The 21568-nt window shown below is 66.1% G+C and carries 18 protein-coding genes; 12 read left to right on the top strand and 6 right to left on the bottom strand.

What is annotated here, in order from left to right; translation table 11 throughout:
• The first annotated feature begins 47 nt into the window (after window positions 1–47).
• From IFT55_RS00885 to IFT55_RS00900, 4 genes are all read left to right on the top strand, one after another.
• Entirely contained in the window at window positions 48–362 is a 315-nt protein-coding gene (locus IFT55_RS00885; protein WP_192088513.1) for an L-rhamnose mutarotase, read from the top strand.
• 5 nt (window positions 363–367) lie between these two features.
• The gene (locus tag IFT55_RS00890) at window positions 368–3352 is read left to right on the top strand and encodes a beta-galactosidase (RefSeq protein ID WP_192089608.1); all 2985 of its coding nucleotides are present in this window, start codon (window positions 368–370) and stop codon (window positions 3350–3352) included.
• 180 nt (window positions 3353–3532) lie between these two features.
• Window positions 3533–4645 carry a beta-galactosidase BglB gene (bglB, locus tag IFT55_RS00895; protein WP_192088514.1) on the top strand — a complete coding sequence of 371 codons (1113 nt, stop codon included), beginning with the start codon at window positions 3533–3535 and terminating at the stop codon, window positions 4643–4645.
• The gene (locus IFT55_RS00900; RefSeq protein WP_192088515.1) at window positions 4645–7047 is read left to right on the top strand and encodes a glycosyl hydrolase 115 family protein; all 2403 of its coding nucleotides are present in this window, start codon (window positions 4645–4647) and stop codon (window positions 7045–7047) included. The genes bglB and IFT55_RS00900 overlap by 1 nt, the downstream gene beginning before the upstream one ends.
• Window positions 7048–7102: 55 nt before the next feature.
• On the opposite strand, the gene IFT55_RS00905 is transcribed toward IFT55_RS00900, so the two are convergent.
• Entirely contained in the window at window positions 7103–8425 is a 1323-nt protein-coding gene (locus IFT55_RS00905; RefSeq protein ID WP_192088516.1) for an oligogalacturonate lyase family protein, read from the bottom strand.
• Window positions 8426–8549: 124 nt separating this feature from the next.
• Here IFT55_RS00905 and IFT55_RS00910 point away from each other — a divergent pair, with 124 nt between their 5' ends.
• Window positions 8550–10061 (top strand): MFS transporter, encoded by a 1512-nt coding sequence (locus tag IFT55_RS00910; RefSeq protein WP_342029195.1) that lies wholly within the window; start codon window positions 8550–8552, stop codon window positions 10059–10061.
• A gap of 48 nt (window positions 10062–10109) precedes the next feature.
• On the opposite strand, the gene rhaT is transcribed toward IFT55_RS00910, so the two are convergent.
• The 5 genes from rhaT to rhmD all read right to left on the bottom strand — a co-directional run bounded on the left by rhaT (window position 10110) and on the right by rhmD (window position 15069).
• A complete protein-coding gene (gene rhaT, locus IFT55_RS00915) occupies window positions 10110–11168 on the bottom strand; it encodes an L-rhamnose/proton symporter RhaT (protein ID WP_192088518.1) in 1059 nt (352 codons plus the stop codon).
• Window positions 11165–12067, bottom strand: a complete 903-nt coding sequence (locus IFT55_RS00920; RefSeq protein WP_192088519.1) for an amidohydrolase family protein — start codon at window positions 12065–12067, stop codon at window positions 11165–11167. Before IFT55_RS00920 ends, rhaT begins: the two co-directional genes overlap by 4 nt.
• Before the next feature lie 206 nt (window positions 12068–12273).
• Window positions 12274–13014 carry an SDR family NAD(P)-dependent oxidoreductase gene (locus IFT55_RS00925; protein WP_192088520.1) on the bottom strand — a complete coding sequence of 247 codons (741 nt, stop codon included), beginning with the start codon at window positions 13012–13014 and terminating at the stop codon, window positions 12274–12276.
• A complete protein-coding gene (locus IFT55_RS00930) occupies window positions 13011–13865 on the bottom strand; it encodes a fumarylacetoacetate hydrolase family protein (protein ID WP_192088521.1) in 855 nt (284 codons plus the stop codon). The genes IFT55_RS00925 and IFT55_RS00930 overlap by 4 nt, the downstream gene beginning before the upstream one ends.
• A gap of 13 nt (window positions 13866–13878) precedes the next feature.
• The gene (rhmD, locus tag IFT55_RS00935; RefSeq protein ID WP_192088522.1) at window positions 13879–15069 is read right to left on the bottom strand and encodes an L-rhamnonate dehydratase; all 1191 of its coding nucleotides are present in this window, start codon (window positions 15067–15069) and stop codon (window positions 13879–13881) included.
• 202 nt (window positions 15070–15271) lie between these two features.
• Here rhmD and IFT55_RS00940 point away from each other — a divergent pair, with 202 nt between their 5' ends.
• The 7 genes from IFT55_RS00940 to IFT55_RS00970 are packed head-to-tail and all read left to right on the top strand — an operon-like array spanning window position 15272 to window position 21511.
• Entirely contained in the window at window positions 15272–16117 is an 846-nt protein-coding gene (locus IFT55_RS00940) for an IclR family transcriptional regulator (RefSeq protein ID WP_192088523.1), read from the top strand.
• A gap of 14 nt (window positions 16118–16131) precedes the next feature.
• Window positions 16132–16896: an SDR family NAD(P)-dependent oxidoreductase gene (locus IFT55_RS00945; RefSeq protein ID WP_192088524.1), complete on the top strand. Its 765-nt coding sequence runs from the start codon at window positions 16132–16134 to the stop codon at window positions 16894–16896.
• Entirely contained in the window at window positions 16896–17699 is an 804-nt protein-coding gene (locus IFT55_RS00950) for a rhamnogalacturonan acetylesterase (protein ID WP_192088525.1), read from the top strand. Before IFT55_RS00945 ends, IFT55_RS00950 begins: the two co-directional genes overlap by 1 nt.
• Window positions 17700–17734: 35 nt before the next feature.
• Entirely contained in the window at window positions 17735–18754 is a 1020-nt protein-coding gene (locus tag IFT55_RS00955) for an alpha/beta hydrolase (RefSeq protein ID WP_249403510.1), read from the top strand.
• The gene (locus tag IFT55_RS00960) at window positions 18730–19506 is read left to right on the top strand and encodes a (Fe-S)-binding protein (protein ID WP_192088526.1); all 777 of its coding nucleotides are present in this window, start codon (window positions 18730–18732) and stop codon (window positions 19504–19506) included. The genes IFT55_RS00955 and IFT55_RS00960 overlap by 25 nt, the downstream gene beginning before the upstream one ends.
• On the top strand, window positions 19503–20894 hold the full coding sequence (locus IFT55_RS00965) for a lactate utilization protein B (protein WP_192088527.1): 1392 nt from the start codon (window positions 19503–19505) through the stop codon (window positions 20892–20894). Before IFT55_RS00960 ends, IFT55_RS00965 begins: the two co-directional genes overlap by 4 nt.
• Window positions 20891–21511, top strand: a complete 621-nt coding sequence (locus IFT55_RS00970; protein ID WP_192088528.1) for an LUD domain-containing protein — start codon at window positions 20891–20893, stop codon at window positions 21509–21511. Before IFT55_RS00965 ends, IFT55_RS00970 begins: the two co-directional genes overlap by 4 nt.
• Window positions 21512–21568: the final 57 nt, after the last annotated feature.

Genomic DNA, 21568 nt, shown 5'->3' on the forward strand with positions numbered 1-21568 from the left:
CTATATTGTGAGTATAACGTCCATATAATGGACATTCAGGAGGGGTAATGGCGCGTCACGCCTTTCGTATGCAGCTGAAACCTGGCATGCAGGCCGAGTATCGCGCGCGGCATGATGCCATCTGGCCCGAATTGTCCGATCTGCTCCGCGACGCCGGTATCTCCGACTATTGGATATTCCTCGACGAAGCGACGGGCGCGCTGTTCGCGACGCTGGAGCTTGCCGACGACAATGGGCGCGACGCCCTGCCCGACCATCCGGTGATGCAACGCTGGTGGGTATCGATGGCGCCGTTGATGGAAACGGAAGCCGATAACCGTCCGCTCGAATGGCCGCTGACGCCCATGTTCCACATGGCATGACCGGCATGTTGCGCAACTTCCTGATGGCCACCGCCGCCGTGCTCGCGGCACTTCCCGCACAGGCACAGGTGGCGAAGCCCACCGCCAATTTCGATGCCCCCGCCCGAAAGTTCGGCCGGATATCGTTCGACGCGCGGTCGCTGATGATTGACGGCAAGCGGCTGACGGTCTGGTCCGCTGAAGTCCACGCGTTCCGACTGCCCTCCCCCGACCTTTGGCGCGACATATTGCAGAAGATGAAGGCGAGCGGTTTCAACACCGTCGCCTTCTATTTCGACTGGGGATTCCACAGCCCGAAGCGCGGGGTGTACGATTTCAGCGGCATCCGCGACATCGACCGGCTGCTCGACATGGCGGCGGAGGAAGGGTTGTACGTCATCACCCGCGCCGGGCCGTATGTGAATGCGGAACTGACGCGCGGCGGCTTTCCCGGCTGGCTGGTCAACCAGCGCGCACGGGCCCGGACCGACGATCCCGACTATCTTGCCGCCGCCGACGAATGGTTGACGCAGGTGAACCGGATCATCGCCCGCCATCAGATCAACAATGGCAAGGGCACGGTGATCCTGCACCAGATCGAAAACGAACTGGCGCTGACCACCCCGGCACAGGACCGGTACATGGATCATCTGTACGCCAAGGCGCGCGCGGACGGCATCACCGTGCCGCTGTTCCACAACGATCAGGGGCGCAACGGATACTGGGTGCCGCGCGGATCGGGAGTCGCGAAAACGGTCGAGGGTTCGCCCGACATGTACGCGTTCGACGGCTATCCCGGCGGCACCTGTACGGTAGGCGGCAAGGTCACGCGCGGATCGGCCGCGCCCGACTGGGGTTTCTATGGTCCCGGCGGCGCGCGTGGTGGTGCATCGGCCAGCCCGAACACGCCCGGCTTCGCAGCGGAGTTCGGCGGCGGCTGGTTCGATTACTGGGGGTCGAACGGCGGATATGAATGCAACGCGCTGCAGCGGGGCAAGCGGTTCCAGCGAGTATTCTATGGCACCAACCTTGCCAACGGCATCGCGATCCAGAGCTTCTATATGGGCTTCGGCGGCACGAGCTGGGGCTGGTTGCCGGCGCCGGTCGTCTTCACCAGTTACGATTACGGCGCGGCCTTTTCCGAAACGCGCGAGGTGCGGGAAAAGGCGGAGGAGCTGAAAGCGCTGGCGGGACTGATCCAGTCGGTGCCCGATCTGGCGGGCATGGTCCCCGCAGGTCCGGTGACGATCTCGTCCCCCAACGTCCAAGTGTATCATAACCGGTCGCCGGAAACCGACGCCCGGTTCCTGCTGGTCACGCACAACCCGTCGAACAAGGCGACCGACGACCGGTTCACGATCGCCGCCGCGTTGCCCGACGGGCAATATACGCTGCCGGAAATGCGGCTGAACGGCTTCGATGCCAAATGGCTGGTCGCGGGCGTCACGCTGGGCGGACAGCGGCTGGTCTATGCCACGTCCGAACTGCAATCGCATCTGAAGGTCGATGGCGGCGATCTTCTGTTACTCTATGGCCGCACGGCGGAGTCCGGTACGACGATGCTGCGCTATGCCAGCGCGCCGACCGTGCGCGTGATCGCGGGCGACGTTCGGTCGACGTTCGACGCGGCGAAGGGCGACCTGCGGCTCGACTACACGCATGGCACGCTGGCGCGGGTGCAGGTGAGCGGCGGAGGCCGTCCGCCGCTAACGCTGCTGATCGGCGACGAAAACGAAGCGGCGCGGTTCTGGAAATCGGGCGACGTGCTGGTGCGTGGCCCCGCGCTGGTGCGCAAGGCGATCACCAACGGCGGCACATTGACGCTGACGGGCGATACGAAGGACGCGACGCCGCTCGAACTATGGGCGGGCAAGCGGGTGCGTACGGTAACGTGGAACGGCGCACGCGTCGCGACCGCCGCCGGACCGGCGGGCAGCATCGTCGCCCGCGCGCCACTTGCCGGCCCGGCACAGGTCGCGTTGCCCGCGTTGACCGACTGGCGCATGGCCCCCGGCACGCCAGAAGCCGATCCCGGTTTCGATGACGGCGCATGGGCCGCGATCGACAACCGCGCCTATGCCAGCACTACCGCGCGGCCGGACGGACAACCGAACATGTCGATGGACGCCTATGGCTTCCACGAAGGCGACGTCTGGTATCGCGGGCGCTTTACCGGAACGCCGGACGCGCAGCGGCTGCGGCTTTATTACGGCGCGGGCGGATCGGGCATGGTGCAGGTGTTCGTTGACGGCGTGCTGGCCGGGCAGGACGAACTGCCCGCCGGACTGCCGCGACCGATTACCACCGGCGCGGTCACGATCGCGCTGCCCGATCCGGCACGCACGCCGGGCGAGCATGTCGTATCGGTGATGGTCCGCAACAACGGTCATAACTGGGACCTCGATGCCGACGATTTCCACAAGGAAGCGCGCGGGTTGATTTCGGCATCGATCGAACGCCAGTCGGGACCGTCCTTCGCCATTCCCGTCGCATGGAAGATCCAGGGGCGGCAGGGCGGCGAGGACATTGTCGATACCGTGCGGGGCGTGCCCAACAACGGCGGCCAGTATGGCGAGCGGATGGGGTGGCACCTGCCCGGCTTCGACGACGCGCGCTGGGCGAAGGCGACGCTTCCCGCGACGACCGCGCCCGCCGGGACGAGCTGGTATCGCACCCGCTTCGACCTGAACGTACCCAAGGGGCAGGATGCGACGATCGGCGTGCAGTTCGGCGATCCGTCGGTGCCGCGATCGCCGGTCGACTACCGCGTGCTGGTGTTCGTCAACGGGTGGCATATGGGACAATTCATCGCCCATGTCGGACCACAGCGGACGTTCGTCATCCCCGAAGGCGTGCTGAACCATCGCGGTCACAACGTCGTGTCGCTGGCGGTGACCAGCGACGGCAAGCCGGGCAACGCGCTGGAAGGCGTGAAGCTGGTGACGATGCGCAACGTGCGTGGCGGTGTGCCGGTTCGGATGGTGAATACGCCATCGGTGCTGGCGAGATGAACGCCACTGGTCTGCCTCGAAGCCGTCGCCCCAGCGCAGGCTGGGGCCGCCTTCCACGCGGGCGTCGTTCCGGTGGTGGGCGATCCCAGCCTTCGCTGGGATGACGATCCATTACGAAGGGCCAGTGAGGCCCGACCATTCTACCATTATCCTCGTGAACCCTATCCTACCGGAGCTATCATGGCCGCGCTGACCCACGACATTCCCCGCCAGCAGGTAAGCGACTCGATCGCCCTGCTCATGCACAACCTCGTCAACATCAAGGACGAGACCGGCGAGTTCCTGCTGCATCTGGACGATGGGCGGATCATCGACACCAAGGGCTGGGGTGGGTGGGAATGGACGCACGGCGTCGGGCTGTTCGGCATGTGGCGCTATTACGAACAGACGGGCGACAAGGCCGCGCTGGCGATCATCAAGCAGTGGTTCGAGGACCGCTTTGCCGAGGGTACGCCGACCAAGAACATCAACACCGTCGCGCCGTTCATCACGCTCGCCTATTTGTACGAGCACGAGCCGGACCCGCGCTACATCCCGTATCTGGATACGTGGGCGGAGTGGCTGATGGCGCCGGACGGCCTGCCCAAGACCGAAGAGGGCGGGTTCCAGCACATCGTCTATAACGATGAAAACCCCGGCGAGATGTGGGACGACACGCTGATGATGTCGGTCCTGCCGCTGGCCAAGATCGGCCTGCTGCTGAACCGCCCGCACTATGTCGAGGAGGCGAAGCGCCAGTTCCTCGTCCATATCAAGTATCTGTTCGACAAGAAGACGGGGCTGTGGTTCCACGGCTGGGACTTCAACGGGCGGCATAACTTTGCCGAGGCGCTGTGGGCGCGCGGCAATTGCTGGGTCACGATCGCGATCCCGGAAATCATCGAAATCCTCGATCTGCCGGTCGGCGATGCGTTCCGTACCTTCCTGATCGACACGCTGGCGGCACAGGTGAAGACGCTGGCCGAAACGCAGGACGAAAGCGGGCTGTGGCATACGCTGATCGTCGATCCGACCAGCTATCTCGAAGCGTCCGCCGCCGCCGGGTTTGCGTACGGCATCCTGAAGGCGGTGCGCAAAGGCTATCTGCCGCGCCACTACGAAGCCGTCGGAATCAAGGCCGTGCGCGGCGTGCTGGCGAATATCGACGAGACCGGCGAACTGAAGCAGGTCAGCTTCGGCACCGCGATGGGCGACACGCAACAATTCTACAAGGATATTGCGCTGACATCGATGCCGTACGGACAGAGCCTCGCGGTCTGCGCGCTCGCCGAGTTCCTACGGACGTATATCTGATGCGGGTAGCGGCGATCGTCGTGGCGGCCTGGCTGCTGTCGCCGGTCGCCGCATTTGGGCGGGATGCTCCTGCCCCGCTGGTGTCCGACACCGAAGTGCGCGGGGCGTTCGTCCTTGCGGACCCGGCGGGCGCGGCGGCGGTGGTGAGCGATCCGGGCGATGCGGCGGTGGTCGGGATCGCCGCGCGCGATCTGGCCGACGATATCACGACCGTGACCGGCACGTCCGCCGTCCGGGCGGGGGTGCAGGTGTGGGTCGGGACGCTCGGCCACAATCGCGCGATCGATGCGCTGGTCGCCGCGCGGCGGATCGACGTGCGCGGGCTGGCCGGTGCGTGGGAACAGTTTCGCATCGCGACCGTCGATCGCCCCGCCCCCGGCGTCCGCCGTGCGCTGGTGATCGTCGGCAGCGACCGGCGGGGCACCGCGTTCGGTGCCTATCACCTGTCGCGCGCCATCGGGGTCAGTCCGTGGACGTGGTGGGCGGACGTGACGCCGTTGCGACGCACCGCATTGTACGTGAAGCCGGGAACGCATCGCTTCGCCGGGCCGTCGGTCAAGTATCGCGGCATCTTCCTGAACGACGAGGATTGGGGCCTGCACCCATGGGCCGCCACGACGTTCGAGCCGGAAGCCCGGGGGATCGGTCCGAAGACCTACGAACGACTGTTCACGCTGTTGCTGCGTTCGAAGGCCAACCTTCTCTGGCCGGCGATGCACAAGGTATCGCCCGCGCTCAACGCGAACCCCGCCAACGCCGCGCTGGCCGATCGCTACGGCATCGTCATGGGATCGAGCCATGCCGAACCGATGCTGCGCAACAATGTCGGCGAATGGACCGCGCCGGCCGACGCGTTCGACTATGCGAAGAACCCGGCGGGCGTCGCGACATATTGGCGCGATCGGGTCGCGACCAATGGCGGATATGAAAGCGCGTGGACGCTGGGCATGCGCGGTATCCACGACAGCGGGATCGTCGGCGCGACGTCGATGACGGACAAGCGGGCGCTGATGGCTCGGATCATCGCCGACCAGCGCGCGATGCTAAAGGGCGTTCGCGGGCCGCAGGTGTTCACGCCGTACAAGGAAGTGCTGGATATCTGGCGCGCCGGGCTGGCGGTTCCCGACGACGTGACGCTGATGTGGCCCGACGATAATTTCGGCTATATCCGCCGCCTGCCCCAGCCGGCAGAGCGCACACGCGGCGGCGGGCACGGCATCTATTATCACCTATCCTATCTGGGTGCACCGCTGAGCTACCTGTGGCTGTCGACGACGCCGCCTGCGCTGATCGGCGAAGAAATGGGGCGGGCATACGACCTTGGCGCGCGGGCGATGTGGGTGGCGAATGTCGGCGACCTGAAGCCGGGCGAACTGGCGACCGATTATTTCCTGTCGCTGGGATGGGATGTCGGCGTGCGCGATCGGGGCGTCGACGCGTTCGTCCGCGACTGGGCTGCCGAAAATATCGCGCCGGACGTGGCGGGCGAGGTTACCGCCATCCTAGCCGAACATCACCGGCTGAACTTCGCGCGTCGACCGGAGCATCTGCAATGGTGGCTACCGGGCCAGAAAGCACGCGCTAGCGCGATGCCGCTGGAGGAGATCGGGAAAAGGCGCGCCGCCTTCGCCGCGCTGGTCGCGCGGGTGCGCTCCATCGAGCCGCGCGTCCCGGCAGCGCGGACGGACGCGTTCTTCCAACTGGTCGCCTATCCGGTCGAGGCAGCGGCGATGGCGAACGAGCGTATCTTCGCCGGGGAAGCGCACGACCGGCTGCGCGACGGCAACCTGCCCGCCGCACTGGCGGAGGCCGCACGAGCGCAAAAGGCGGACGCGCGCATCGCCGCGCTGACTGCGCGCTACAACGGCGGCAAGTGGCGGGGGATGATGGCGGTCGAACCCGCCGACGGGCAGTGGCGATCCTATCGCACGGTGCCGCCGGTGGTGCCTGCGGTCGCCGGACCAGTCGCCGACGTTCCCGCCCCCGCCCCGCCTGCATCGACCGACATCGTGGTCGAGGCCGAGGCGATGCGGGGCACGTGGCGGCGCGTCGACGGCATCGGGCGCAACGGGACGGTCGTCGCCTCGCGCATCGGCAAACCAGTGTCGGGCGCGGTGGCAATGTCCCTGCCGCCGGGGGCGTGGCGGCTGTTCGTCGAGATGCTGCCGACCTATCCCGATGCGGACGGAGCGCCGCTCGCGCTGGAGCTGACGCTGGACGGGCAACCCCACGCCCTGTCGGCACCGCGTGTCACCGGCGATGCGGCATGGGCGCAGGGCGTGCTCGACAACCGGATCACCATCGAGGTGCCGGGCGTGATGGCGGGCGGTACGCACCGGATCGGCCTTTCCGCGCGGGGCGGCGGCGTGGTGATCGACCGGATCGTCGCGCGACGGCGCTAAAGCGGTCCGATCACGGCAAGCTCCTTGGCGACCTTCCTTCACACGGGGCGCTCCCTCATCCCGCCTTGGCAACCTCGACCGCATAGATATGCGTGGCACCTTCGAAATTGCCGCGAAAGACGACCCATTTGCCGTCGGGCGTAAAGGTCATGTTGGGTTCCAGCCGATAATCGTGCCGGCGCATGTCGACCAGCTTTTCGACGTCGAGCGTGCCCGGCACGATCAGCGCATCGGCGTTGGCGGCATGAATGTCGGCGACGTCGGGGATCGCTCTCGGCGTGAACAGATAGAGATATTTGCCGTCCGGGGCATGCGCGACCATCTCGGCGTCGCCCCCGTCACCGGAAAAGCGCGCGCCGCCCGGCGCCTGATTATAGTGCACCGACCACTGGTTGCGATCCACCTTGTACTGGTGCCGCCGCCCGGTCGCCAGATCGTAGCCGGCCAGCCAGAACACCTCCCCGCGCGGAGTCTGCAGATCGTACCAGATGGTCTTGCCGTCCGCCGAAAAGAACTCGTGGCCGGCGATCTCCATGTTCATCGTGCGGGTGTGGACCATCCGCTTGCCCGACCCGTCGGCGCGGATCGTCCAGATGCGGTCGACCTTGTGCCACGGCCCTTCGTGACAATACATGATCTGCTGCGGATCGGTCGGCGAGAACTGGATGTGGTTCAGCCAGTCGGTCGAGGCGGTGACGACGCGGCGCTCGCCGGTCTTCAGGTCGATCGTGAAGATCTCCATCGGAATGCCCGCTTCCAGCCGTTCGTTCAGCCGGCGTTCCTTGGCTTCGGCGAAGCTGTACGGCGTGCCGTCGGCGCGGTTGGCGCGATAGTCGGCCTCGCCCGGACCGACGACGCGGCCGGGCGTGTGCCGGGCATCCTGCCGCGTGCCGTCCGGCCGCAGCCCGCCGGGGGCCAGCGCGACCTGTCCCAGCAGCAGCGTTTCGTCGGCGTTGATCGAACCGATCGACCCTCCGGGAATATCAGCCACCTTGCGCGTGCGGCCGGTGTCGATGTCGACCGCATGGATGGTCGAGGGGCCGCTGGCATCGTTGCGAAGCTGCGTCGCATAATAGGCGGTGCGCGTGCGACGACCGGTGAACAACAGCGTGATGCCCTTTCCACGCGCCAGCGGCTTCAATTCCCACGTCGTCAGGTCGACCGTAGCGATGCCGCCAGGCACGCTGACGACCATGCGATCGCCCTGCGGCGTATAGCTGTTCTGATGGAAATACAGGCTGGCGCTGTCGGCCACGCGGCTAATGCGGACCACGCGGTGCCCGGTGGTGGCATCGACCCATTCCGCTGCCGGCTTGGCCGTCGCAGCCATCGACGAAGCCAGCATCGCCGCCGCCGCGACCATCGTTCCGAACCGCATTCCGCTCTCCCTCCGCGCCGCCATTCCGGCTTGTGATAATTCCACATAGTATGATAGCGCTTCACATTATGAGCATGACGACGCCGGCCACGCAAGCCGGGACATGCCAAATGGGAGAGCGCGCGTGAGTTCAGGCACCCCGGCCAAACGTCCCGTCCGGCTGATAAACTACCTGGCCTATGGCTCGAACGACGTGCTGGGCGCGGGATCGATGGCGGTCATCTCCGGCTGGGTATTGATCTTCTATACCCAGTTCTGCGGGCTGTCGGCCGGACAGGCGGCGCTGATCTTCGCGGTCGCGCGCATCCTCGATGCCATCGCGTCGCCGGTCATCGGCTATGTCTCCGACCATTTCGGCACGACAGCGCTCGGCCGGCGGTTCGGGCGCCGGCGGTTCTTCATCCTTGCGGCGATCCCGCTGCTGCCCAGCTTCGCGCTGATGTGGCTGCCCGGCATGACGTTCTGGTATTATCTGGTCAGCTATGTCGGGTTCGAGCTGGTGTACGCGATGGTCATCATCCCGTACGAAACGCTCGCGGCTGAAATGTCGACCGATTACAAGACCAAGGCGAAGTTCGCCGGGTTCCGCATCCTGTTCGGACAGACCGCCGCGATCCTTGCCGGCTTCCTGCCGCTGTGGCTGATCAACTATCTCGGCCGCGACAGCGCGACGACGTTCTTCTATATGGGAATCATCTTCGCGGTGCTGTTCATGGCGACGGCGGCGTTCCTGTACCGGTTCAGCTGGGAACGCCCCCTGCCCGCCGACGCGCTGCCAGGAGCACGGCGCGAAGGCGGCGTCGGATCGGCGTTCCGCGCGCTGTACCGCAACCTGTTCTCGACGATGCGCATCCGCGCGTTCCGGTTGCATCTGGGCATGTATCTGGGCGGCTATATCAGTCAGGACATTTTCAACGCAGCCTTCACGTTCTTCGTGATCTTCGCGCTGGCCGGCACGACGGCGATGGCGTCGGGACTGCTGGGTACGATGTACATCGTACAGTTCGTGGCGGTGGTGATCGCGATCAACCTCGCGCTGCGCGCGTCGCCTGCCTTCGCCTACCGGCTGGCGGCGGTGACGTTCGGGGCCGGGGTGATCGTGCTGCTGTCGTTATGGGCCGGGGGAACGACAGCCACCAGCCCGCTGATCTATCTGGCGATCGGACTGGCGGGGCTTGGACGCGGCGCGCTGAACTACATCCCGTGGGCGACGTACAACTATATGGCCGACGTAGACGAGATCGTGACCGGGCAGCGGCGCGAAGGCAGCTTCGCCGGGGTCATGACCTTTGTCCGCAAGGCGACGCAGGCCGCCGCCGTGGCCGGCGTGGGCCTAATCATCCAGGCAGGCGGGTTCGTATCGGGTGCACAGACGCAGACCCCCGAAGCGGTGCGGACGATCGCCACGCTGCTGGGGGTGGGCACGCTGGGCGTGCTGGCGTGCGGCATCCTCGTGTCGTGGCGCTTCCGCCTCGATCCACGGACCCATGGTATCCTGATGGAAGAGATCGAGCGACTGCGGTCGGGCGATCGTTCGGCCCCAGATCCCGAACACAAGGCGGTGGTCGAGGACCTGTCGGGCTGGCCGCACGACCGGTTGTGGGGGAACAACCCGGTCGGCGAAAAGCTGGCCTGACCCGGATCGCGTCACGACGGCACCGACCGTGCCGTCGTGGCGTAGCAATCAACCGCCGATCATGTTGCCATAGCCGATGACGATGGTGGCGAGGATCAACAGCCCGACCCCGGCCCAGACCAGCGCACGGGTGCGGGGTGCAGCATCCTTCCATTCGCGCAGCGCGAAGCCCCACAGCGTGCCGAAGATGATGATCGACGCCATGTGCAGCGTCCAGCTCGAAAAGCCGAACTGGCCCATCTGGCTCTCACCCATGGTGTAGAAGAAGAACTGGAAATACCACGCAGTGCCCGCCAGCGCACACAGCGCGAAGTTGAGCGCCATCGGCGCGCCAGCGGCGGTGCCCCGGCCGATCCACTGACCCGCCGAACGGTTGCGCGCGATCAGGATGGTGCACCACACCGCGTTCGTGAGCAGCCCGCCGAACATGACGAGGCACAGCACCGGCAACCCGGTCCACAGCGGGCCGGTGCCCTTCGCCGCCGACAGCGCCTTGATCGGTTCGCCCGCCGCAAGGCCGAAGGCGAAGCAGGCGGACATTATCCCGGCGAAGATCGCTACGACGATCCCCTTGCGGAAATCGAACTCCGCGACGGCGGCGGCTTTCTGTTCGGGCGACAGCGCCTGATCCTTCTTCGCGCCCGCCAGCGCAACGACGACGATGCCGGCCACGGTCAGCAACAGGCCCAGCAGGATGATGTTGCCCGACGTCGTATCCAGCAGCTTCGCCGCAAAGTCTCCGGTGAACAGCGGCGGGATCAGCGTCCCGAAGATGGTGCACAGCCCCAGCACCACGGCCATGCCGAGCGACAGCCCCAGATAGCGCATGACGAGGCCATAGCCGAGGCCGCCGAACCCCCACAGGATGCCGAAGAACACCGGCCACAGCAGCGTCGCAGTAGGCGTAGCGGCGAACACGCCAAGCAGGTCGTTGGTCTGGACTGAGGCGAAGAACCACGGTGCCAGCACCCACGAAAAGATGCCGCCGGTGAGCCAGTAAATCTCCCACGACCAGCGCTTCACCCCGCGATACGGTACGTAGAAGCTGGCCGAGGCGAAGCCGCCCAGCCAATGGTACAGAACGCCGGTCAGCGGGTTCGGGGTCATAGGCTCAGTCCCAGTCGGTATAGTCGGTTGGCATTGCCGGCGAACAGCGCGGCGCGTTCGGCAGGCGTGAAGTCGTGGGTGATGTCGGCATAGGCGTTCAGGTGGTCGGCAAAGCTGCCGAACAGCCGGTCGGTCGGGAAATCGCTGGCGACCATCGCCCGGTCGCATCCGAAGGCGTCGATCGCGGCAAGGACCAGCCCGCGCGCCTGATCGATGTGCCATGGTCGATGGGTAAAGCCGATGCCCGACAGCTTGATCGCGACGTGCGGCAGGCGCGCCAGCGCGGCGATGCCGTCGCGCCATTCGGCTTCCTCGCCCGGAATGCACATGCCCATGTGGTTCACCATCACCGGCGTTTCGGGATGACGCTCGATCAGCCGGGCAAGGCCGGGAAACTGACCGGGATAGGCTTGCAGATCGAAGCTGAGGCCATGCGCCTTCAGCCGGGCATAGCCCTGCGCCCAGCCATCGTCGGCGGTGACGTCGCGCGGGGTGTAGCTGCGCCGGGGGTCGGCGTGCCAGTTGACGATGTGGCGGATGCCGCGAACGTTGGCATGGGCGGCATGCGCCGCCAGCAGCGTGTCGACTTGCGGGTCGGACAGGTCGGCGAAGGCGACGATGCCGTTCGGCATGCCATCGGCGTCGGCCATGTCCTGCAACCAGCGCGTTTCGTCCAGCGCGTGCGCGGCATCGGCTCCGGCATCGATATGCACGATGCCGCGCACGTCCCAGCCCGCCGCGTCGGCGCGGTAATCGTCCAGCAGATAGGTGTTGGCGATCGCTTCGACCGATCCGTTCGGACCGTCGTCGGCGAAGGGCGGGGTCAGCCACGGATAACGCAGCCGATCCAGATCCCACAGATGGACGTGCGCATCGACGAAGGGGAGCCGGTCGGTCATGTCGTCGGCCTCTCGACGGCAAGGTCGTGGAACATCGACATCCTCCCTATTGCGCAGAATACTGGCATGTTTCCGGGGTGCCCCCGGTCATCGCGGCAATGGCCGGAATCTTCAGCCGCCGGCACCGAAGCCGTCCGATCCCGGACCCGGCCCGAATGACGAAAGCGGGGTGGAAGCGACGCGCGCTCCACCCCGCCGTCACGCGATCAATAGGTCGTGCGGCCGCCCGACGTGTCGAAGGTCGACGCGGTGGTGAAGCTGCATTCCTCGCTGGCCATGAAACAGATCATCGCCGCGCTTTCGTGGACTTCGCCCAGCCGACCCATCGGGATTTTCGACCGCATGTAATCGACCTGGCTCTGCGGCAATTGCGCAAGGATCGGGCTTTCGAAGGTCGCGGGGGTCAGCGTGTTGGCGATGACACCCTTGCCCGCCAGTTCCTTGCCCAGCGACTTGGTGAAGCCGATCACGCCCGCCTTCGTCGCCGAATAGGCGGATGCGTTGGGATTGCCTTCCTTGCCCGCGACCGATGCCACGTTGACGATCCGGCCATAGCCGTTCGCCAGCAGATGCGGCACGACCGCGCGGTTGCAATAGAACAGGCCGTTCAGGTTGACGTTGACGACCTGAAGCCAGCTCTCGATCGGGAAGTCCTGCACCGGGACCGTCGCGCCGGTGATGCCGGCCGAACAGATCAGGATGTCGACCTTGCCCAAGGCAGCGACGCTTTCCGCCGTCGCCGCCACGACCGCGTCCGCGTCCGATACGTCGACGCGGACGCCGTGCGCGCCCAGCGCCTCGCACGTCGCTTCCAGACCGGGGTTCATGTCCCAGATCGACACCGTGCCGCCTTCGGCGACGATGCGTTCGGCGACGGCGCGGCCCAGACCGGACGCGCCGCCGGTGATGATCGCCGCGCGACCTTCATACCGTCCGGCGTAGTTCATCGGAGCACCGCGTCGCCAAGGTGACGCCATGCGACGACCTGTTGATTCTGTTCGCCCAGACCGGCGATGCCGAGTTTCATCGTGTCGCCAGCCTTCAGATAGATGGCGGTCGGCTTCTTGCCTTCGCCCACGCCCGGCGGGGTGCCGGTGATCATCAGGTCGCCGGGGTACAGCGTGATATATTCGCTGACGTACGAAATCAGTTCGGCGACGTCGAAGATCATCGTCTTCGTATTGCCGGTCTGCATTCGCTGACCGTTCACGTCGAGGAACATGTCGAGGTTCTGGTGGTCGCCGACCTCGTCCGGCGTGACCAGCCACGGCCCGACCGGGCAGAAGCTGTCATGCCCCTTCCCCTTCGACCACTGGCTGCCGCGCTGCTTCTGGTTGAAGCGTTCGGACACGTCGTTGGCGATCGCATAGCCCGCGACATGGTCCAGCGCGTCTTCCTTCGACACATAGCGCGCGGTCTTGCCGATCACGACCGCCAGCTCGACTTCCCAGTCGGTGTGGGTCGAATCCTTCGGGATCATGACCTCGTCGTTCGGGCCGGTCAGCGACGACAGCGCCTTCATGAACATCATCGGTTCGGGCGGCACCGGCAGGTTCGATTCGGCGGCATGATCGGCATAGTTCAGCCCGATCGCGACGATCTTGCCGATGCCGTTCACCGGCACGCCGAACCGGGTGCCTTCGTCGACCAGCGGCAGCCCGTCGATATCGACCGACAGGCCGGCGATGCTGTCGACGGTGACGTCGTCGACCACGCCCGACAGGTCGCGGATGCGTCCTTGTGAATCTACGACACCGGGCTTTTCGTGGCCTTGCGGGCCGAAACGGCAGAATTTCATGTGGCTATGTCTCTCAGTGCTCGAAAGGGCGGTGCATGTTGAGGTCGCGGTTCAGTTCGACGCCGAACCCCGGCGCATCGAGCGCGGACGTACGCATCCGGCCTTTTTCGGGGATCGGCTCGCCGATCAGCTGCGGATGGAACATCGGCTGCACGTGATCGGCCTCCGGCGCCATCATCAGATATTCGGCGAAGGGCGAATTGTGGCGCGTGACGACGAAATGATAGCTGTAGACCGAGGAGCCGTGCGGCACGACCAGCTTGCCGCGCGCATCGGCCAGCGCGCTGATCTTGAGCAGTTCGGTCACGCCGCCGCACCAGCCAACATCGGGCTGGATGATGTCGCAGCAGTCCATGTCCATCAGCATGCGGAAGCCCCAGCGCGTCGCCTCATGCTCGCCGGTCGTGACCAGCATGCCCTTCGGCACGTTGCGCTTCAGTTCGGCATAGCCCCAGTAATCGTCGGGGCTGATCGCCTCCTCGATCCATTTCAGGCCGTGTTCGTGCGCGGCATGGGCAAGGCGCGTCGCGTAATCGACGTCCAGCGCCATCCAGCAATCCCACATCAGCCAGAAATCCGGGCCGACGCGCTCCCGCATCGTCGCGAGTTCGGCGATGTTCTTCTTCAGCCCCTCGATACCCTCGGCGGGGCCGTGGTGCAGCGGCATCTTGCCGCCGATGAATCCCATGTCCTTGGCAAGGTCGGGCCGTGCGCCGGTGGCGTAGAATTGCAGTTCGTCGCGCACCGCGCCACCCAGCATCTGGTACACCGGTTCGTCGCGCAGCTTGCCAAGCAGATCCCATAGCGCAAGATCGACGCCCGAGATGGCGTTGATGACCAACCCCTTGCGCCCGTAATATTGCGTCGAGAAATACATCTGGTCCCAGATCTTCTCATATTCGGTCGGCGAGCGACCTTCGAGAAACCGGGCGAGATGCTTCTCGACGATGAAACATGCCGGTTCGCCGCCGGTCGTCACCGCGAACCCGATCGTGCCGTCCTCCGCCTCGATCTCGACGATCAGCGTGCCGAGCACGTTGATACCAAACGACTGGCGCGACTGGCGATATTCGGGATAGCGGCTCATCGGCGTCGCGATGTGATCGTCGATCCAGTGATAGCCCTGTTGATCGTGATAATCCGCACCGCCGCCACGCACGGTGAACGCGCGGACGTGTTTGATCTTCGGAAGCGCCGCCTTCATAGTCACCACCCTGTTCGCGCGGCCGTCCGGGACGGTCCGGCGCTTCTGTCCCGCCAAAATCCATGCATGGAAGCCGTACCAACATGTGGTATTTGTACCCGCGCATGGACGAGAAACTTCCCGGAACATTCAGGTGGCAATCGCCGCCCGATATCAATCCTTCCGGTTTACTTTCTCACTTTATGGGATAGGATGCTACTAGATGAGACAGAACCCGTCAAACGAAGAATCGCCGATCGAGGCGGTCGAACCCGATGCCAAGGGTGCCGGCAAGGCGCAGGGCAGCCAGACGCTGGTGCGCGGACTCGACCTGCTGGATCAGGTGATCGACGGTCCGGTGAAGCTGGCCGAGCTGTCGCAGCGCATGGGCCTGACGCGGTCGACGACGCACCGGTTGGCCAATGCGCTGATCGATCGCGGCTTTCTGACGTTCCTGCCGCGCGAGGGATATCTGTTGGGACCCAAGCTGTTGCAGCTCGGCTTCCTGGCACAGGGTCAGGCCGATATCGTCCAGATCGCACGGCCGCGGATCGAGGAGCTGGCGGCACAGACCGAGGACACCGTGCATTTCGGCCGGCTCGACGACGGACTGGCGCTGTATCTGGACAAGATTCCGGGCCGACGGCGCGTCGACATCTCAAGCCGGATCGGCGACCGCCAGCCGCTGAGTTCGACCGGGCTGGGGAAGGCGCTGCTGCTCGACGACAGCGAGGATGCGTGGACGCAGGTGTTCGAGGCCGAGCACCCGGCCGGCGCCCGCCGCCCGGACTTCGCGGTCTGGCTGGACCGGATGCGCGGCTATGTCGCGGGCGGTCATGCGTTCGATCTTGAGGAGAACGAGGATCTGATCCGGTGCGTCGCCGCCCCCGTGCGCGATGCGTCGGGCAAGATTTCGGGCGCGATCAGCGTATCGAGCGCGGCGCAATATATGGACGACGACCGTATGGCGTCACTGAGCGTGCAGGTGCGCGAGTGCGCCGAACGCATCAGCCGCGATCTCGGCTGGAGTCCGCAGACACAGGCGTTGCAGAAACGCCGTAAACGATAAGAGTGGAGAGCGTGATGAAGTTGTTGGAAGGCAAGACCGTGCTGGTCACCGGCGCATCGACCGGCATCGGCCGCGCCGCTGCGATCGGCGCGGCACAGCATGGCGCGAACGTGGTCATCAACTATCACAGCCGCGACGCCGATGCCGATGCGTGCATCGCCGCGATCGAGGCGACCGGACAACGCGGGCTGGCGATCAAGGGCGACGTGGCGGAGGCGGCGACGGCGGCGGACTTCGTAAGCAAGGCGGTGGCGACGTTCGGTCGGGTCGACGTGATGGTGTCGAACGCCGGCATCTGTCCGTTCCACGCGTTCCTCGACATGCCGCCGGAAACGCTGGAACGCACGCTTCGCGTCAACCTGCACGGCGCATATTACATGGTGCAGGCGGCGGCGAACGCGATGGTGCGGCAGGGCGACGGCGGTGCGATCGTCGCGGTGTCGTCTATCTCGGCGCTGGTCGGGGGCGAGTATCAGACGCATTACACACCGACCAAGGCGGGGGTGCATTCGCTGATGCAGTCGACCGCGATCGCACTGGGCAAGCACGGCATCCGCTGCAATTCGGTGCTGCCCGGCACGATCCTGACCGAGATCAACAAGGACGATCTGGTCGACGAGGCGAAGCGGACGTCGATGGAAGCCCGCGTTCCACTGGGGCGGCTGGGACAGCCGGAGGATATGGTCGGGCCGATCATCTTCCTCGCGTCCGACATGGCGGCGTACGTCACCGGCGCTGCGTTGCTGGTCGATGGCGGCATGTTCGTGAACCTTCAGTGATGCGCACGCGCACCCGCCCCCTTCGGCTGCTTCTCCCCGCGCTCGCCGGACTGGCGATGGGTGCGCCGGCAATCGCCGAAACCATCTTCATCGCGGGCGATTCGACCGCGCAGACCTACAAGGCCGATCGCTATCCGCAGACCGGATGGGGCCAGATGCTGGCGTGCGGCCTGGCACCGGACGTCACGGTGGAAAACCGGGCAATGGGCGGACGGTCGACCAAAAGCTTCATCGCCGAAGGTCGATGGGACCGGCTGATGGCCGACCTGCAACCCGGCGATACGGTGCTGATCCAGTTCGGTCATAACGATGCGAGCGCCAACAAGCCCGAACGCTATGCGCCGTTCGCGACGGTCTATCGCGACAATCTATTGCGGTTCGTCTGGCAGGTGCGCGGCAAGGGCGCCGTGCCGGTGCTGGTGACCCCGGTGACGCGGCGGTCGTTCGGTGCCGACGGCAAGGCGAAGGCCGACTTCGCCGATTATTCGGCGGTGGTGCGCGAAGTGGCACAATCGACGGGGACGAAGCTGATCGATCTGGAAGCCACGTCGCGCGCATGGGTCGATGCGAAGGGCGTCGAGCCGTCGCGGGCGTATTTCCTGCACTATCCCAAAGGCAAATATGCGGGGTTCAGCGACGGCATCGCCGACGACACGCATTTCAGCGAACTGGGCGCGCGCGGCGTGGCCAATTTGATCGCGGCGGGACTGGTCGCGACCGGGGTGCCGGTGGCGGCGAAGGTGTTGCCGCAGCGGCCGGACCTGACCCGCGCTACCCCATTGGGGACCACGGCATGTCGATGAACGGGGACGGTCCAAATCCGTCACTCCGGCGCAGGTTGGGGTCGCTCCGTGGGTCGGACAGCACTTCCGCCGGGGGCGACCCCAGCCTGCGCTGGGGTGACGATTGGGGTGTAAGCCGTCGCGTCCTTCTGGGCGGCACGGTGGCGGCGGGCGTCGCCACCGCCCTGCCCGCCTTCGCCCAGTCCGCCGCGCCACTGGCGTATCGCCCGATCTGGCCCGGCAACGCACCGGGCGGCGAACGCGTGACCGAAGCCGAACAGGAAATCCCGCGCTCGGCGACCGGACCGAAGGACGACACCGCGTTCCTGCATGTCCGCACGCCGACGATGACGCATATCGCACCGGCCAAACCCAATGGCGCCGCGATCCTGCTGATCCCCGGCGGCGGATACCTTCGCGTCGCGATCGGCAACGGCGCGCGTGCGCTGCTCCAGTTCTTCGCGGATCGCGGCTATCATGCCTATCTGCTAAAATACCGCCTGCCGGGCGATCCATGGGCTGCCGGTCCCGATGCGCCGTTGCAGGATGCGCAGCGTGCTTTGCGGCTGATCAAGGCCGAGGCGAAGGGGTACGGTGTCGCGCTCGACCGGATCGGGGTGATGGGCTTTTCCGCCGGCGGGCATCTGGCGGCAATGCTCGCCTATCGCGGCGATTCGACCTATCCCGCCATGGACGTTGCCGATTCGCAACCGCTGGGCGTACGCGCGGCGGGGTTGCTTTATCCGGTGGCGCTGATGGGCGTTGACGGCACGCATCGCGGATCGCAGGATCAACTGATCGGCAAGAACCCGACGCCGGATCGGGCGCTGCGTGCGCGCACCGATGCGCGGATCACCACCGCCAGCCCGCCCACGTTCATCGCGCATGCGATCGACGACCGGGTGGTGCCGGTCGACAATGGTCTCGCGCTGCTCGCGGCGCTGCGGCGGGCGAAGGTTCCTGCGGAAGCATATCTGCCCGAGATCGGCGGGCATGGATTCGGGGTGACGAGCGAAGGACAGCCGGCGGCATGGACCGCGCTGTTCTTTGAATGGGCGAAACGGCACGGCCTGTGACCCGCCCCACCGTCGCCCTGTTCGTCACCTGTCTGGTCGATGCGATGCGGCCATCGGTCGGTTTCGCCAGCCTGAAGGTGCTGGAGGAAGCCGGCTATGACGTGGTCGTCCCGCCGGGCCAGACCTGCTGCGGCCAGCCCGCGCTCAATTCGGGCGACCGGGCGGGTGCGGAGGCGATCGCGAAGGCTACGATCGCGTGTCTCGAACCCTATGACACGATCGTCGTGCCCAGCGGATCGTGCGGCGGGACGATCAAGGCGCATTACCCCGAATTGTTCGAACATGACGCCGCATGGCTGGCACGCGCACAGGCGGTGGCGGCGAGAACGCACGAGATATTGTCGTTCCTCGACGCCGCCGGATGGCGACCGGCGGGGGTGACGCTGACGACCAGCGCCGCCTATCACGACAGTTGTTCGGGCTTGCGCGAACTGGGGATCAAGCGCCAGCCGCGCGCGCTGCTCGACGCGGTCGACGGGCTGGAACAGGTCGCGCTGAAAGGCGCCGAGACGTGTTGCGGGTTCGGCGGCACGTTCTGCGTGAAATATCCGGCGATTTCCAATGCGGTGGTCGAGGAAAAGGCGCAGGCGATCGAGGATAGCGGCGCGGCGCTGCTGCTGGCCGGCGATCTGGGGTGTCTGATGAACATGGCGGGCAAACTGCACCGGCGCGGTGCGGCGACGCGGGCGTTCCACACGGTCGAGATACTGGCCGGCATGGGCGACGGACCGGCGATCGGGGAAAACACATGAGCTTCGGACAGCGGGTGACGCTCGCGCTCGCCGATCCCGTTCTGAAGACCGCCGTCGAGCGCACGGCGGGGACGGCGGAGGCGAAGCGCGCGCTGGCGGTGGAAGGCTTTCCGGCATTCGAGGATGCCCGGACGCGCGCGGCGGCGATCAAGGACCATGTGATCGCGCATCTGGGCCATTACCTCGAATTGTTCGAGGCGAATGCCATCCGGGCCGGGGCGCAAGTCCATTGGGCGCGGACGGCGGACGAGGCGTCGTCGATCGTCATCGACCTGTGCCGAAAGGCGAACGCGACATCGGTCGCACGGTCGAAATCGATGCTGGGCGAAGAGATCGGCCTGCCGCACGCGCTGGCGGAGGCGGGGATCACGCGGATCGAAACCGACCTTGCCGAACATATCATCCAGTTGGCCGACGAACGGCCGTCGCACATCATCTGGCCCGCGATGCACAAGACGCGCGAACAGGTGTCGGCGCTGTTCAAGGCGAAGCATCGCGATCCGCATGTCAAGGAAACGATCGCGGCGATGGCCGAAAGCGCACGACGGCATTTGCGCGAGGGCATGCTGGCGGCGGACGTCGGCATTTCGGGCGCGAACTTCCTGATCGCCGATACCGGCAGCGTCTGCACCGTGACGAACGAGGGCAATGCCGAACTATCGGTGGTGCCGCCGCGCGTGCATATCGTGACGGCGGGGATCGAGAAGCTGGTGCCGTCGATGCCGCACGCGGTGCACCTGCTGCGGTTGCTGGCGCGATCCGCGACGGGCGCGGCGCTGACGCAATATACCAGCTTCTATACCGGGCCGAAACGTGCGGGCGACCGCGACGGGCCGGAGGAGATGCACATCGTGCTGATCGACAACGGTCGGTCGGCGATGCGCGCGGACCCGGCGTTGGCCGAAATGCTGCGCTGTATCCGCTGCGGGGCGTGCATGAACCATTGCGTGGTGTTCCGGCAGGTCGGCGGCCATGCCTATGGCGGGGTATATCCGGGGCCGATGGGCGCGGTGCTGACCCCGGCGCTGGACGGGCTGTCCGCCAATCGCGATCTGGCGCATGCCTGCACGATGAACGGCAAATGCCAGGAGGTATGCCCGGTCAAGATTCCCCTGCCCACGCTGCTGCGCGGATGGCGCGAAAAGAGCTGGCGCGAAGGGCTGGAGCCGATGTCGATGCGGCAGGGACTGGGCGTGTGGCGGCGCGCGGTGCTGCGGCCCCGGCTGTACCGGATCGCCAGCGCGGCGGCAGTGCGTGCGATGCGGGTGCTGGGGCGCGGCTGGATCAGAAAACTGCCGCTGGCGGGCGCATGGACCGAATATCGTGACATGCCCGCGCCCGAAGGCGGCACCTTCATGGCGCAATATGCGAAGGGCCGGCGGCGATGACTGCGCGTGAGGCGATACTGACGGGACTGAAACGCCCCGTCCCGGTCGATCTGGCGGCGCAGGCGGCGGCGCTGGTCGCGGGAAACGAACGGCCGCCCGAACCGGTCGGGACGCTCGCCGAACGCTTTGCCCGCCGGCTCGACGGCGCGAGTGTCGCGGCGACGATCGAGCGGGTGGCGGCAATGGACGGCGTGCCCGCAGCGGTGGCGCGCTATCTGGACGAACAGGGTCTGGCGGCGGTGGCGGCGGAACTCTATCTGCCCCCCGATCCGGCGGTGCGCGAGCTCGACTGGTCGGGCGTGACCGCCACCGGCCTCGCGTTGTCCGATCAGCCGGCGGCGCTGGCGGTGGCGAAGGCGGCGGTGGCGGAGAGCGGATCGCTGATCTTCGAAACCTCGCCGGTCGCGCCGATGCTGCCCAATTTCCTGACGCTGCATCATATCGTCGTGGTGCGGGCGGAAATGCTGGTCGACCGGCTGGAGGATATTCCAACCGATCTGGCAGGATCGCGGGCACATTACTGGGTGACCGGCGTGTCGGGAACGACCGACATCGAGGGGCAATATGTCCGCGGGGCGCATGGGCCGCGGTTCCTGCACGTCGTGCTGGTCGGATAGGATCGCCGCCCGGTCCGCCCGCCGGTCGTTTCGCCGATCTTAATTCGCACGAACACC

It is taken from the genome of Sphingomonas sp. CFBP 13720 (genome assembly GCF_014842075.1).
Classification (GTDB): domain Bacteria; phylum Pseudomonadota; class Alphaproteobacteria; order Sphingomonadales; family Sphingomonadaceae; genus Sphingomonas.

Excerpts from the sequence above, each read along its gene's own strand:
- IFT55_RS00905 (WP_192088516.1), bottom strand. The coding sequence starts at position 8,425 with ATGCGGTTCGGAACGATGGTCGCGGCGGCGGCGATGCTGGCTTCGTCG.
- IFT55_RS00950 (WP_192088525.1), top strand. The coding sequence starts at position 16,896 with ATGCGCACGCGCACCCGCCCCCTTCGGCTGCTTCTCCCCGCGCTCGCC.
- rhmD (WP_192088522.1), bottom strand. The coding sequence starts at position 15,069 with ATGAAGGCGGCGCTTCCGAAGATCAAACACGTCCGCGCGTTCACCGTG.
- IFT55_RS00920 (WP_192088519.1), bottom strand. The coding sequence starts at position 12,067 with ATGACCGACCGGCTCCCCTTCGTCGATGCGCACGTCCATCTGTGGGAT.
- IFT55_RS00960 (WP_192088526.1), top strand. The coding sequence starts at position 18,730 with ATGGGCGAAACGGCACGGCCTGTGACCCGCCCCACCGTCGCCCTGTTC.
- IFT55_RS00940 (WP_192088523.1), top strand. The coding sequence starts at position 15,272 with ATGAGACAGAACCCGTCAAACGAAGAATCGCCGATCGAGGCGGTCGAA.
- bglB (WP_192088514.1), top strand. The coding sequence starts at position 3,533 with ATGGCCGCGCTGACCCACGACATTCCCCGCCAGCAGGTAAGCGACTCG.
- IFT55_RS00885 (WP_192088513.1), top strand. The coding sequence starts at position 48 with ATGGCGCGTCACGCCTTTCGTATGCAGCTGAAACCTGGCATGCAGGCC.
- IFT55_RS00930 (WP_192088521.1), bottom strand. The coding sequence starts at position 13,865 with ATGAAATTCTGCCGTTTCGGCCCGCAAGGCCACGAAAAGCCCGGTGTC.
- IFT55_RS00890 (WP_192089608.1), top strand. The coding sequence starts at position 368 with ATGTTGCGCAACTTCCTGATGGCCACCGCCGCCGTGCTCGCGGCACTT.
- IFT55_RS00900 (WP_192088515.1), top strand. The coding sequence starts at position 4,645 with ATGCGGGTAGCGGCGATCGTCGTGGCGGCCTGGCTGCTGTCGCCGGTC.
- IFT55_RS00925 (WP_192088520.1), bottom strand. The coding sequence starts at position 13,014 with ATGAACTACGCCGGACGGTATGAAGGTCGCGCGGCGATCATCACCGGC.
- IFT55_RS00965 (WP_192088527.1), top strand. The coding sequence starts at position 19,503 with ATGAGCTTCGGACAGCGGGTGACGCTCGCGCTCGCCGATCCCGTTCTG.
- IFT55_RS00970 (WP_192088528.1), top strand. The coding sequence starts at position 20,891 with ATGACTGCGCGTGAGGCGATACTGACGGGACTGAAACGCCCCGTCCCG.
- IFT55_RS00945 (WP_192088524.1), top strand. The coding sequence starts at position 16,132 with ATGAAGTTGTTGGAAGGCAAGACCGTGCTGGTCACCGGCGCATCGACC.
- rhaT (WP_192088518.1), bottom strand. The coding sequence starts at position 11,168 with ATGACCCCGAACCCGCTGACCGGCGTTCTGTACCATTGGCTGGGCGGC.